The sequence below is a fragment of the Bacteroidota bacterium genome, from assembly GCA_018698135.1.
Lineage (GTDB): Bacteria > Bacteroidota > Bacteroidia > CAILMK01 > JAAYUY01 > JABINZ01.
Genome location: JABINZ010000174.1, coordinates 1 through 12,987, shown reverse-complemented (window position 1 = coordinate 12,987; position 12,987 = coordinate 1). Strand labels below are relative to the sequence as shown.

At 36.5% G+C, this 12,987-nt stretch carries 12 protein-coding genes; 6 read left to right on the top strand and 6 right to left on the bottom strand.

Annotated elements, in window-relative coordinates; translation table 11 throughout:
* Positions 1-317: 317 nt before the first annotated feature.
* Complete coding sequence (locus tag HOG71_11550) at positions 318-449, bottom strand: hypothetical protein (GenBank protein ID MBT5991474.1); 132 nt, start codon at positions 447-449, stop codon at positions 318-320.
* Between the two features lie 23 nt (positions 450-472).
* Positions 473-754 carry a hypothetical protein gene (locus tag HOG71_11545; GenBank protein ID MBT5991473.1) on the bottom strand — a complete coding sequence of 94 codons (282 nt, stop codon included), beginning with the start codon at positions 752-754 and terminating at the stop codon, positions 473-475.
* A 138-nt stretch (positions 755-892) separates the two neighbouring features.
* Here HOG71_11545 and msrB point away from each other — a divergent pair, with 138 nt between their 5' ends.
* Positions 893-1,390, top strand: a complete 498-nt coding sequence (gene msrB / locus HOG71_11540; protein MBT5991472.1) for a peptide-methionine (R)-S-oxide reductase MsrB — start codon at positions 893-895, stop codon at positions 1,388-1,390.
* A gap of 152 nt (positions 1,391-1,542) precedes the next feature.
* Here msrB and HOG71_11535 read toward each other — a convergent pair whose 3' ends face one another.
* Complete coding sequence (locus tag HOG71_11535; GenBank protein MBT5991471.1) at positions 1,543-2,979, bottom strand: aldehyde dehydrogenase family protein; 1,437 nt, start codon at positions 2,977-2,979, stop codon at positions 1,543-1,545.
* Between the two features lie 151 nt (positions 2,980-3,130).
* Here HOG71_11535 and HOG71_11530 point away from each other — a divergent pair, with 151 nt between their 5' ends.
* A complete protein-coding gene (locus tag HOG71_11530; protein MBT5991470.1) occupies positions 3,131-4,498 on the top strand; it encodes a GIY-YIG nuclease family protein in 1,368 nt (455 codons plus the stop codon).
* A 540-nt stretch (positions 4,499-5,038) separates the two neighbouring features.
* Here the strand turns inward: HOG71_11530 and HOG71_11525 are convergent.
* Positions 5,039-6,232, bottom strand: coding sequence for an aminopeptidase (locus HOG71_11525; protein ID MBT5991469.1), 1,194 nt, complete (start codon positions 6,230-6,232; stop codon positions 5,039-5,041).
* A 253-nt stretch (positions 6,233-6,485) separates the two neighbouring features.
* Between HOG71_11525 and HOG71_11520 the strand changes: the two genes are divergently transcribed.
* Positions 6,486-7,073: a hypothetical protein gene (locus HOG71_11520; GenBank protein MBT5991468.1), complete on the top strand. Its 588-nt coding sequence runs from the start codon at positions 6,486-6,488 to the stop codon at positions 7,071-7,073.
* Between the two features lie 93 nt (positions 7,074-7,166).
* Here the strand turns inward: HOG71_11520 and HOG71_11515 are convergent, their stop codons facing one another.
* A complete protein-coding gene (locus HOG71_11515; GenBank protein MBT5991467.1) occupies positions 7,167-7,976 on the bottom strand; it encodes a LexA family transcriptional regulator in 810 nt (269 codons plus the stop codon).
* A 142-nt stretch (positions 7,977-8,118) separates the two neighbouring features.
* On the bottom strand, positions 8,119-8,514 hold the full coding sequence (locus HOG71_11510) for a DUF559 domain-containing protein (GenBank protein MBT5991466.1): 396 nt from the start codon (positions 8,512-8,514) through the stop codon (positions 8,119-8,121).
* A 159-nt stretch (positions 8,515-8,673) separates the two neighbouring features.
* Here HOG71_11510 and dinB point away from each other — a divergent pair, with 159 nt between their 5' ends.
* From dinB to HOG71_11495, 3 genes are all read left to right on the top strand, one after another.
* The gene (dinB, locus tag HOG71_11505; protein ID MBT5991465.1) at positions 8,674-9,852 is read left to right on the top strand and encodes a DNA polymerase IV; all 1,179 of its coding nucleotides are present in this window, start codon (positions 8,674-8,676) and stop codon (positions 9,850-9,852) included.
* An 80-nt stretch (positions 9,853-9,932) separates the two neighbouring features.
* Positions 9,933-10,085, top strand: a complete 153-nt coding sequence (locus tag HOG71_11500) for a hypothetical protein (protein MBT5991464.1) — start codon at positions 9,933-9,935, stop codon at positions 10,083-10,085.
* 83 nt (positions 10,086-10,168) lie between these two features.
* A partial coding sequence (locus HOG71_11495; GenBank protein MBT5991463.1) for a DNA polymerase III subunit alpha occupies positions 10,169-12,987 on the top strand: 2,819 nt, incomplete at its 3' end.

Genomic DNA, 12,987 nt, shown 5'->3' with positions numbered 1-12,987 from the left:
TATTTGTTCCAGGATACAAAAAAGTAGCCTTGCCAAATGCTGCCAAGGCTACGCAAGATAGTCTTTCATAGAAAGATCTTCTTCTTATGTAAAGATACTTTTTTCGTCTTTTACTTGGTTATTTAAACAGTACCTTTTTTAATGGAATAATATCTGCATAATCAAACCCAATTATGAAAAAGAGGTTATTTTAAAGCCTTCAGACCGTCATTCTCGCGAAAGCGGGAATCTCAAAGTTATCGATAAAGAGATTTCCATTTTCATGGGAATGACACCAGAGATAGAATTTATGACTTCCTAGACAGCCTTTTTCTGAATTATTCCTTGATCACTTTAAATCTTGCGAGTTTACCTTCTTTATTTGTAAGCTCCAAAAAGTATAATCCACTTTCACCTTCTAGTTTATAGTTTATGCTGTTTATGTTTGAATAAGCATTTGAATAGATCATTTTTCCATTAATACCCTTCTCGTTTAAGTTTGCAACTTAAATGGACAAAATATGTCGAAATTTATTAAATACTTCTTTCTAAATTTATCCATTACATCTTCATGACCTATCCCTTTTGCAGCATCAACATCATCAATCGCATCCAATATCCCTTGCCTTTGCTCTGAAGACAACAATTTCCAATCATTAATCTCTTTATCCGAATTCAGGAAATTCACCAAAATGCCATATAATTCTTCTAAACGATTCTTTTCCAATGAATCAATTTGGCGAAATATTTTGAGTTTCAATTCTGATGCTGTCATAGTTCATATTTATTCAAAGCTTCATCCAGATTGTTGAATGTGGATTTTTTGAAGTTTATATTTACAAAAATTGTTGAGATTTTGAATTCTATTCAATTTCTTTCTTCTGGAACAATATCTGCAAGACAAGAATATATTATGAAAACAACATATGTACTTGTAATGATTAGTTTGTTTTTTCTTCATGCTTGTAGTCAGGGGAATACGAATCAATCAACAAACATAAAAACTCAAATACCAGATAGTATGAAAGTAGTGAAAAGTGAATATGAATGGCAGCAACAGCTAACTCCACTTCAGTTTCAGGTTACTCGAAAATCTGGCACAGAAAGAGCTGGAACAGGCGAATACACTGACCATTTTGAAAAAGGACATTACTATTGTGTATGTTGTGATAACGAATTGTTTGAATCAGATACAAAGTTTCATAGCAGTTGTGGCTGGCCCAGTTTTTACGATAAAAGCAAATCCAATAATATTGTTGAGATTATCGACAAAAGTCATGGTATGATTCGAACTGAAGTACGTTGTGCTGTTTGTGATGCCCACTTAGGTCATATATTCAACGATGGTCCTGCTCCTACTGGATTAAGATATTGTATTAACTCAGCGGCAATTGAGTTTAAAGTTGAATAAAACTGCTTCTAAGTTGTCTCAAAAGTCCCTAATGGTGTCATTCTCGCGCTTTGCTTTGCTGAAGCTACGCGAAAGCAAGAAAGCGGGAATCTCGAATTAACTGATAGGAGATTCCCTTTTTCAAGAGAATGACGTCCAATTGGTTAGTTACTCTAAAACTTCTTCGTACATATTTTTTCAATCGAACTAGCCGTAATTATCTCATCACAATGTTGCAGATGAGTACATTCAAGGCAATCATTTACCTTTCTGCGGGCAACTCTTTGAATATTCATAAGATGTTGTACACTGATGTTATCGGTGGTAATATTCTTTCCTCCACTTCCACAAGCTAATGTTAGAGAAGGTTGTAAAGTATTGTATGTTCCTCCTAATGCACCCTGAGATGAAGGTTGATTAACCAATATTCGCCCTGCATTCATGACTGTGGCAAACTCCTTAATTTTCTCTTCATATTTTGAAAAAATACTCACCGTATGTCCCAAACCTCCCAAAACATTAATTTTTTTGCACATTTCAATTCCATCCTTGAAGCTATCTACTTCATAAAACGCCAATATAGGTGCCAATATCTCTAAAGATAAAGGATGATCCAATCCAACTTCATGCTTTTCCATTGGCGCCATCAGTAAGCTGGTATCTTCTGGAACATCAATTCCAGCTAATTTGGCAATATAGTGGGCAGACTGACCAATAACAGTTGCAGCCATCGTTTTTTGCTCTTTGTTAAAAGCAATTTTGGCAACCTTTTTTATTTCTTCTTTATTCAGAAAATAGGCATTGCGTCTTTTAAATTCAGCAATAACCTTTTTTGAATTATTTGTACTTACAATAACAGCTTGTTCGCTGGCACAAATGGTTCCGTTATCAAATGTTTTCGATAAAATGATCTGATCCACAGCAAATTTTACATCAGAAGATTTCCCTATATAAACCGGAACATTACCGGGTCCAACTCCAATAGTTGGATTTCCTGATTTATAAGCTGCTCTCACCAAACTCACTGATCCTGTGGCCAAATTAAGAGCCACACGCTTATGCGACATCATTCGCATGGTTTCTTCCGGTGTTGATCTTTTCACCCATTGAATGCAGTTCTCTGGCGCTCCAGCTGCTATTGCAGCGTCATAACAAATCTGGGCAGTTTCAATAGTACATTTTCGGGCAGCACCGTGTGGACGTATAATTATAGGATTCCTTGTTTTAAGGGCTATCAATATTTTAAAAATGGCAGTTGAAGTAGGATTGGTAATTGGTGTAATACAAAATATAGGTCCAATGGGTTGTGCAATCTCAGTCATAAAAATAGATTCACTGATCACACAACAGGTTTTTTGATCTTTGATATCTTCATACACAAAGCGAGATGCAATGATGTTTTTTTGCACCTTGTCTTTCCATTTCCCTATTCCAGTCTCCTCATGAGCCATTTTTGCCAAATGTACTCGCTTGTCAAATACCGCTTGATAAACCGCTTTTACAACAGCATCTGTTCTGAGTTGACCATATTCCCTGAATTCAGTAGCAGCTTTTTTTGCATTGCTCATTATAAGATCAATGTCCAGTCCTTTCGTTTGTATTGCTTGCATAGCGGATTGTTTTTGCTAGTCAGTTAAATCAACAGATTTGAATATTCAAATTTAACAAATTTCTAACTTCATTGTTTCATTTAAAAATGTTGATAATTGATACTTACAATCACTAATAGTAAACAGATTTTTTATCACTTTTGCTAGTCTTGTGTATGCTATAATTGACATAGAAACAACGGGTTTAAGTCCAAAACGTGAACGAATAACTGAAGTAGCCATTTTTGTTCATGATGGGCAAAGTGTGGTTGATCAATACAGTACACTGATTAATCCTGAGCGTTTAATATCTCCTGTGGTAACCAGTCTTACAGGAATCACAAATTCCATGGTGGAAGATGCTCCAAAGTTTTATGAAATTGCAAAACGAATAGTTGAAATTACTAAGGAGTGTGTTTTTGTTGCTCACAACGCCAGTTTTGATTATAATTTTATCAAAGAAGAGTTCCATAATCTGGGTTATGAATTCAACCGCAAAACATTATGTACTGTAAAATTGAGTAGGAAATTAATTCCAGGGCATCCCTCCTATAGTTTAGGTAATATTACTCAGCGCTTAGGAATTTCCATTGAAGGCAGACACCGTGCTGCTGGTGATGCATTAGCTACAGTTCAGCTATTTGAGCACTTATTGCAAATTGAAGGAAATGGCGGTGATAGTTTCTCCGAAGTATCAGCCATTGCCTTTAAGGATCTGCATCCTAAACTAAGAAAGCAAAGTATTGAAAATTTACCTGATGAAAGTGGTGTATATTATTTTTTCAATGAAAAAGAGGACTTGATATATATTGGAAAAAGTATCAATATCCGTAAAAGGGTTTTAACTCATCTCAAGTCATCAAAAGGAATAAAGGCAGCCGATATGCGTCAACAAATTGTTGAAATCAGCTGCGAAAAAACAGGTAGCGAGTTAATTGCCTTATTACTTGAATCAGCTGAAATTAAGAAACACATGCCTATTTTTAACAGGCAACAAAGGCGAAGCACCTTTACTTCGGGCATTTATTTCAAGTATGATTCGAATGGCTATATTAACTTTTATATTGATAAAAACCGTCAGGAAGACATGCCCTTATCTGCCTTTACGTCCAGAAAAAGTGCAATTTCCTTTTTGGAAATGCTAACAGAACGATTTAACATGTGTCATAAGTTAACGGGCTTGTATAGTTCTACAGGAGCATGCTTTCATTATGGAATAGGAAAATGCTTAGGTGCATGTTGTGCAGAAGAAACTACCGAAGAATACAACGAAAGAGCTGTTTTAGCTATACAGTCGTTTGAATTCAAGTACAAAAACTTTCTTTTATTGGATAAAGGACGCTCGCGGAATGAGAAATCAATAGTAAAAGTTGAAAATGGCAAATACCTAGGATTTGGCTATGTCGATATCGAGAATTTTGATGGAGATATTGAACTACTCAAAGATTGTGTTAAACCCTATGATGACAACCGCGATGTGCAAAGTATTATTAAAAACTATTTGAAAAGCAATAAAGTTGAGCAGGTGATTACTTATTAGTCATCCTTCTTTGTCCGATTAAAAATCGGACCTACAACTATTGTAGGACCGAATTGTATTCGGTCTTCAAGATTGCTAAATTCTATCAGAACTATAAAGATGAATAAAGTGATAATAAAATTACTTAAAAGAAATAAAATTGAGCAGGTGACTACTTATTAGTCTTCCTTCTTTGTCCGATTACAAATCGGACCTACAACATATGTAGGACCGAATTAAATTCGGTCTTCAAGATTGTTAAATTCTATCGGGACTTTAATGATGAAAAACGCTAAACAGTTGATTACTAATTGATGTGCTAATAAATTATCTCTAGATTCTCACTTTTGCATAGTCAATTTGAACAATTCCTATATTTTAACTATCCATTGATCCAATGTCCGATTACAAATCGGACCTACAAAACTTTAATAATCAACCTATTACAAACCAATGTAGTGTCAAATTATTTTCGATCAAAAAAAATGCAGATCGAATATCTCCAACCTGCATTGTGTTCTAAAGTTAATTATCGAATTGGCTAATTGCCGAATTAGTTAATTAGAAACTAAGTTTCTTTGCAATTTTCTTTGGAACAGAATCCTTATGAACCATTATGCACATGGTTTTATATTTTACAAAAGCTTCTGAAGCATACAGATATCCATCATACTTCCCTTTTGTTCCCCATGAATTCTTGGTTATATAATAGATGCTTCCATTCTGATCTTTAGCTATACCTGTAAAGTGCATCCCATGATCATCAGTAGTTTGATAATTATCAAATCCCAACTGACGCATTTCCTGAGTTACTTCTTTTTCTGGCCCTGGTGCATTCCAATTATACAGATAGGCTTCTTTTTCTGTTTTATTCATATCTGACCACTTGCCTTCTTCCATGCCTTCCAGCTCTTCGTAATCTCTGGCTGATGCCACAGCAATTCCGTTTGGCCATGAAAAACCTTTTTCGCTAACGTCTGTTGCCCAGGCAACTGTATAGCCTTTGTCAAAGGAATAGTTAACGATTTCCATAAGCTCATTAATAGGCACATTATATACTTGTCCCCATGCCCAGTTATCCTGAATTTCAATACCGAATTTGGTATAAAATGGATGATGTGTGTAGGATGAAATATTCACATAATCACTCATATTAAGTCCTATTACCTCATTAGCAAAAGATTTTGGATTATAGCTTTTACCTTTATAATCAAAATCATTAACCGGACCTAAATAAGCATCTAAGATGCCTTCAAAACCTGCTAACCAATAGTTTGTAAGTTTCTTGTTTTTATTTTTAATCACAGCATCAACATAAGCTTTCAATACTGCATCCATTTCACCATGAATATGATTCTTCTCTTCACCCTGAATGCCAGGATAATCACTCTCCAGCATAATGCCATATGATTCTATCATATTCAATATATCATGAAACTGACCACCGCCTGCAAAACCAACTGTTCCGTGCATACGGACATATTTTTTTGCTTTTTCGATATAGGTACAACGTACAATATACATTTCTGAAAGGTCGAATTCGCCTTTACCGAGTCTGAGTAATTCAGATTCCAAATAAGAAATTCCTGAGAAACTCCAACAGGTTCCTGAGCGGTACTGATTCTTTACAGAAGTTGCAGCAAGGTCTGTAACTGAAGTAAATACATAGCCTTTGTCATCTTGGGCAAATGCTGAACTGGTCATGAGTAGCACAAGTGCTAGTACTGCCAGTGTTTTCAATTTTGTTTTTTTCATTTGTTCTATTTAATTCTATAATTATCTATGCAATTAGTTTTTGTCAATGACTATGCCCAATTTATAATTAGCTCAATAATAGTAAAATAGATTTGTTATACTGAAATGAATGTAAAAATATTTTACTTAGGTGTACAAAAAGAAGACAGTTGGTATTAAAAAACAGATCAGTAACATTTCTCAACACATTGTTCTAGTATTTTAACTTAAACTAATACATTTGCAATGAACGTAAAAACAATCATTAGAAATCATGAAATCTATTCTCTTAGCTTTCCTTTTTACAGCAATAGTTCTCTCCTCTATTGGTCAAAACAAAAGTCAGAATTATTTTACCAATCCTTATAGAGATTATACAGCAGAAAAAAAGGTTTTTAACGGAATAAAATTCAGTGGTATCATTGCTGATGATTGGACTGCTGATAGCTGGTCAGAACTTAAAATAAGCTTTTATCGAAAGAATAATAAAATAATTGGATTTCATCCAGCTTTTAGCTTAGGTTATTTCTACAATAGTATTTATTCTGATATACCTGGTGATAGACGTATTAGCAGTGGTATATTTTTAGAAACAGGAATTTCAACTGCTTTTCATTTTTCATTTATTAACCTCCGGTTAAATAATTCAGTTAAAAAGTACTTTGATTTAGTTAACGATCGAAGATATCATGATGAGTATATTTATGTTGTTAGCATTGAACAGGGTTATTACTTCCATCGCTTTGATTTAACAGCTGAGCTTGGTTTAGGATACGATATTTTTGATCATATGTACTTTTATGGGGTGTATGCTGGTATCAATCTCGGTATACTTATTGGCAATATTAAATATGTGCTTTGATAAATTTCCCTTAACAATACTAAAAAATCAAGACGATTCCCTTTAGTGATTAGGACAAAACGCATTAATTTTCCATAATCTGTCAAAATCGAATTAATCAGTATAAAACTTCTTTTTTAACTCATTTACATCATGCTTAATCGTTGCAATTGTTTTCAGCATTTCATTCTGAGGCAATTCCGCTTCAGGCATATCAGAGCTAATGTAATTCACAAATTTCCACACCTCTTTAATCTCACTAACATGTATATCATAAGGTTCATAAAGTGGGTTTAATGAATACAAAGTAAGTTTATTCTCTTTTTCAATCAGGTTTTCAGCAACTTTGAATACGATACCATCATCCAAAGTCAAAATAATATAAGCCTGTCGGTTTCGGATCAAATACCAGTTATCGACATACTCTCCGGTAACATATGCTCCTTCAGGAATCGGGAACATCGAATCGCCACTGATCTGAAAAGAACGGTATTTCCGATCTTTTGAAAGAAACGGTAACTGAAAGGTTGGTAAGCGTTTGATGTATTCAGGATCAGCAAAGCCTGTTGCGTAACCTGCTTTTGCCTTTTCAGGAATCAGCTCAATGTTTTCCACATCTTCCTGATTGACAGTGGTTGTAAGTATGCGCAAAGTAGAACCCCGCAAATACAAATCATTTCCATTGATTACTTCTGATAACTGTCCACCAGTAAGCTTACTCAACTCAATTTTCAGCAAAGTATCTATGGATACCTTATAGAAGTTAGAAAAAGTAAGCAGAGCTGTAATGGTCGGCTGTGAGACATTGTTTTCAAGCCCGCTAAGCGTTGAACGCTTCATATTCAATTCATTGGCTACATCTTCCTGTGTAATCCTTAAACGTTTTCGTAGTAGTTTTATGTTAGCGTTAAAGTGGTTTAGCATATGATAAATTGTTAAACTGTTGTATTGTTAAATTGTTAAATACTGTCATACGTTTACATTTCGTGTAAACCTATTTTAGGACTAGACATTTCACAATCCATTCCCCTCTTGAGAGGGGTTAGGGGTGTGTTATAAATACTTTTCATAAACACAACCTAACATTCTCCTCAAACTCCTCAATATAGCCCTCAATCGACCTAATCACATTATCTATATCTCTCATTACTTCTTCATCCTCAAATCGTATAACCTTAATTCCTAGTTCATTCATCCGCTTTTCTTTCCTCTCATCTTTGACAAGCACCTCTTCAAAATGATGCGAATAGCCATCCAACTCAATCCCCAACATCAATTCATTACAGAAAAAGTCAAGGATGTAATTATCAATGGGTTTCTGTCTATGAAAATCATATCCCATTATCTGCTTGCCCTTTAAATAGCCCCAAAGTCTGATTTCACTTTGTGTACTATTGTTTCGCAGATTTCTCGCAAGCTGCTTTAGTCTTGGATTATATGGGATTATTTTTCTTCGCTTCATTATTTCGACACACCCCTTATTCCCCTCTCAGAGGGGAAATTTAAAAATAGTTTCAAGTTCTGCATGTTTTTGATTATATTACAATCATTATTTTGATTAAATTATAATCAAAGATAGATTAGAGTATTTAAACAAACAAATTTTCTTTTGCATTTATATATGGATAGCGGAAAACGAACAGTAGTGCACCTGGATTTGGATACATTTTTTGTATCCGTGGAGCGGCTGCAAAACAGCAGTTTGCTAGGGAAGCCTATCATCATAGGTGGAACTTCCGATCGTGGCGTAGTATCCAGTTGTAGCTATGAGGCGCGTCAATATGGAGTGCATTCGGCTATGCCCATGAAAATGGCACGTAATCTTTGTTCTGATGCCATTGTCATCAGGGGTGATATGGATCAATACAGCAAATACTCCCGTATGGTTACGGATGTTATCAAAGAAAGAGCTCCCGTTTATGAAAAAGCATCTATCGATGAACATTACCTCGATATTACGGGTATGGACAGGTTTTTCGGTTGCATGAGCTGGGCACACGAGCTTCGCCAAAAAATTATCAGCGAAACAGGCCTGCCTATCTCCTATGGTTTATCGGTGAATAAAACCGTAGCTAAAATTGCCACAGGCGAAGCCAAACCCAATGGAGAAAAGGAAGTAAACCTGACCAATGTAAAACCATTCCTCTACCCTTTGTCGATTCGTAAAATCCCGATGATTGGCAAGAAAACCTATCAGCTGCTTCGCTCGATGGGTATTGTACGCATAGAAACCCTGAGCAACATCCCGAAGGAAATGGTGCAAAATGTTATGGGGAAAAACGGGCTTGCCATTTGGAAAAAAGCCAATGGCATCGATCATACACCCGTACAAAACTACCACGAGCAAAAATCCATGAGTACTGAGCGCACCTTCGACAGGGATACTATTGATATTGTAAAACTGAACCGACTAATTGCCATTATGGTTGAAAAACTGGCTTTTGAGCTTAGAAAACAAGAAAAGCTCACTTCCTGCCTAACGGTGAAAATTCGGTATTCCAACTTCGATACGCATACATTACAAAAGCGTATTGCCTATACTTCCTACGATCATCACCTGATAGAAATAGCACGCGAATTATTTAAAAAACTGTACAACCGCAGAATGCTCATTCGGCTTATTGGAGTAAAATTCAGTGAGTTGGTTTATGGCGGACAGCAGTTAAACATTTTTAACGATAAGCCCCAACTAATTGACCTCTACCAAACCATGGATGGAATACGAGAAAAACACGGTTCCAAGTCTATACGTAGAGCCATTGGGCTAAATGAACGATTTAAAGTAGAGAAGAGTGAATAAAACAAATTGCAGGCTACAAGTTGCAAGTGACCAGTAACGAGTAGCAAGAACAGATCATTAACAATTTAAACATAAATAACATGGAAAACAGATTTAAGAATAACCACGAACTTCAATCATTAGTAAATGCATTAGGACTCGTAGAAGCCCGCAGAAAAGAAGAAATTGATGAATACCAATTCCCTTTCATGGCCAGAAATTCAGAAATAGTGCAATTATCGTTTTTGCAGTAAAAAACTTCGTGGTTCTTTGAGGCTTAGTGTCTTCGTGGCAAAAGAATAATTGAATACCAGAACGATCCTTCACTTCGTTTCAGATGACAAAGCAATTGAATAATGAATTAAGAACCAAAAACTTGTACCTAAACTGCCATTCATACTATAGTTTGCGCTATGGAACCTTGTCAATTGATACTTTACTAAGTGAGTCGTTAAAATTTAATTTGCAATCACTTACGCTTACAGATATTAACAACTCCATGGGTATTCCTGAGTTTGTAAAGAAATGCAAAGAACATGGAATTAAACCCATTGCAGGAATCGAATTCAGGGATGATAAAAACCAGTTATTATTCATCGGAATTGCCAGAAACAACCTGGGCTTCAGGGAACTGAATGAATTCCTGAGTAAATACAATCTGGCCAAAAGAAAACTCCCTGCAAAAGCACCCGACTTCAATCATGTATACATCATTTATCCTTTTAATAAAAAACAACTAAAACTTAAAGAGTATGAATTTATAGGTATACGCCCTGCTGAGCTCAACAAGCTAATTTCAAGCTCTTACAGTCATAACCAAGAAAAATTGGTGGCCTTGCATTCGGTTACCTTCTCTGAAGAGTTTAACTATGAGATGCACCGAAACCTCAGATCCATTGATAACAATATCCTGCTCAGCCAACTGACTGCTGAACAACTTGCAGGAAAAGATGAGTATATGCTTCCTTTAGGCAGGCTTTTGAGCTTTTATGAGTATTATCCGCAGATCATCCAAAACACCCTTAAAATAAGCGAAAATTGTAGCATTGACTTTGAGTTCTACAAGCATAAAAACAAGAAAACATTCACTGGAGACCGTTATGATGACAAGATTTTGCTTGAAAAACTGGCATCAGATGGATTTGAATATCGCTATGGCAAGAACAACAGAATTGCCAGAGAACGTGTCAAACACGAATTGGAGATAATTGATAACTTGGGATTCTCAGCTTATTTCCTCATTACCTGGGATGTAGTCCGCTATTCTATGAGTAGAGGTTTTTATCATGTTGGTCGTGGTAGCGGGGCAAATTCATTGGTTGCTTACTGTCTGAAAATTACAGATGTTGATCCCATTGAGTTAGACCTTTACTTCGAACGTTTTCTCAACCCAAAGCGAAGCAGTCCACCCGACTTTGATATTGATTATTCCTGGAAAGATCGTGACGAGGTAATCGACTATGTGTTTAAACGCTATGGAAAAGAACATACCGCTCTTTTAGGAGCAACATCCACTTTTAAGGGGCGCTCTACCCTACGCGAACTTGGCAAAGTGTATGGACTTCCGAAAGCTGAAATCGATGATTTGGTCCATCATCCCGAAAAAGGAATCAACAACAACCATATTACCCACAAAATCGTTGAAATGGGGCGAAAAATGTCGGACTTTCCTAATATTCGCTCCATTCATGCCGGAGGGATACTCATTTCGGAAGATCCGATTTTCAACTACACCGCATTGGATATGCCTCCAAAAGGCTTCCCGACTACCCAGTGGGACATGTATGTAGCAGAAGATCTGGGATTTGAAAAGCTTGACATCCTGAGCCAGCGCGGAATTGGCCACATCAACGAAAGTGTAGAAATCATCCTCAAAAACAAGGGTGTTAAAGTAGATGTGCACCAAGTTGAAAAGTTTAAACAGGATCCCCAAGTGAAGCATCAACTCAAAAATGCTGAAACCACTGGTTGCTTCTACATAGAAAGCCCTGCCATGCGTGGATTGCTACGCAAACTCAAATGCGACAATTATATCAGTCTGGTGGCTGCAAGCTCCATTGTGCGTCCCGGAGTGGCTAAATCGGGTATGATGCGCGAATACATATACCGCTTCCACCATCCTGATAAATTCGACTACATCCACCCTGTGATGGAAGAACAATTACAGGAGACTTATGGCGTGATGGTATATCAGGAAGATGTATTGAAAGTTTGTCATCATTTTGCCGGACTGGATTTAGCCGATTCAGATGTGCTACGCAGGGCCATGAGTGGAAAAAATCGAGGCAAAGCAGAGTTTCAGCGCATAGTCGAGAAATTTTTCAAAAACTGCAAAGAAAGAGGCTATCCAGATAAAATCACCAATGAAGTATGGCGACAAGTCGAATCTTTTGGAGGCTATTCCTTCTCAAAAGCACATTCGGCCTCATTTGCTGTAGAAAGTTTCCAGAGTTTATACCTCAAAGCGCATTACCCAAAGGAGTTTATGGTGGCTGTTATCAATAACTTTGGCGGATTCTATCGCACATGGGTGTATGTGAACGAAGCCAAGCGCGAAGGAGCAACAATTGAGGTTCCTTGTGTCAATAACAGTAACTACCTCACAAGTATTCAAGGCGATATAATCTATTTAGGGTTTATCCATATTGCTAATCTGGAGAGAAAAGTAGCAAAAAACATTGAACATGCACGTGAATTGGGCGGTAACTTCAAAAACCTGCAGGATTTTACCGAACGATTGCCTGTTTCACTCGAACAGCTTATTATTCTCATTCGTATCAATGCCTTTCGTTTTACAGGAAAAGACAAAATTGCCTTGCTTTGGGAAGCACATATGCTATTGGGAAAAAAGATGGATACTGTTCAGCAGGACAAGCTTTTTTATCTGCCGGTAAAGAAATTTGAGTTGCCTCAGTTAGAACATAACCAACTTGAAGATGTGTATGATGAGATTGAATTATTGGGTTTTCCGGTCACTCTCTCCTATTTTGAAATGCTCAAAACAAGCTTCAGAGGGGCATTAGGTGCACGAGAGATGGATAAACATATTGGCAAACATGTGCGCATGGTTGGGCATTTAGCAACCATCAAATATGTTAAAACAGTTAAAAAGGAAATGATGCACTTCGGGACTTTTGTCGATCAGTATGGAGAATT

What these genes read in the sequence shown, in the direction of transcription:
- HOG71_11525 (MBT5991469.1), bottom strand. Translation starts at nt 6,232, where the DNA reads ATGAAAAAAACAAAATTGAAAACACTGGCAGTACTAGCACTTGTGCTA.
- HOG71_11515 (MBT5991467.1), bottom strand. Translation starts at nt 7,976, where the DNA reads ATGCTAAACCACTTTAACGCTAACATAAAACTACTACGAAAACGTTTA.
- HOG71_11535 (MBT5991471.1), bottom strand. Translation starts at nt 2,979, where the DNA reads ATGCAAGCAATACAAACGAAAGGACTGGACATTGATCTTATAATGAGC.
- HOG71_11500 (MBT5991464.1), top strand. Translation starts at nt 9,933, where the DNA reads ATGGAAAACAGATTTAAGAATAACCACGAACTTCAATCATTAGTAAAT.
- HOG71_11510 (MBT5991466.1), bottom strand. Translation starts at nt 8,514, where the DNA reads ATGAAGCGAAGAAAAATAATCCCATATAATCCAAGACTAAAGCAGCTT.
- HOG71_11545 (MBT5991473.1), bottom strand. Translation starts at nt 754, where the DNA reads ATGACAGCATCAGAATTGAAACTCAAAATATTTCGCCAAATTGATTCA.
- HOG71_11520 (MBT5991468.1), top strand. Translation starts at nt 6,486, where the DNA reads ATGAAATCTATTCTCTTAGCTTTCCTTTTTACAGCAATAGTTCTCTCC.
- dinB (MBT5991465.1), top strand. Translation starts at nt 8,674, where the DNA reads ATGGATAGCGGAAAACGAACAGTAGTGCACCTGGATTTGGATACATTT.
- msrB (MBT5991472.1), top strand. Translation starts at nt 893, where the DNA reads ATGAAAACAACATATGTACTTGTAATGATTAGTTTGTTTTTTCTTCAT.
- HOG71_11550 (MBT5991474.1), bottom strand. Translation starts at nt 449, where the DNA reads ATGATCTATTCAAATGCTTATTCAAACATAAACAGCATAAACTATAAA.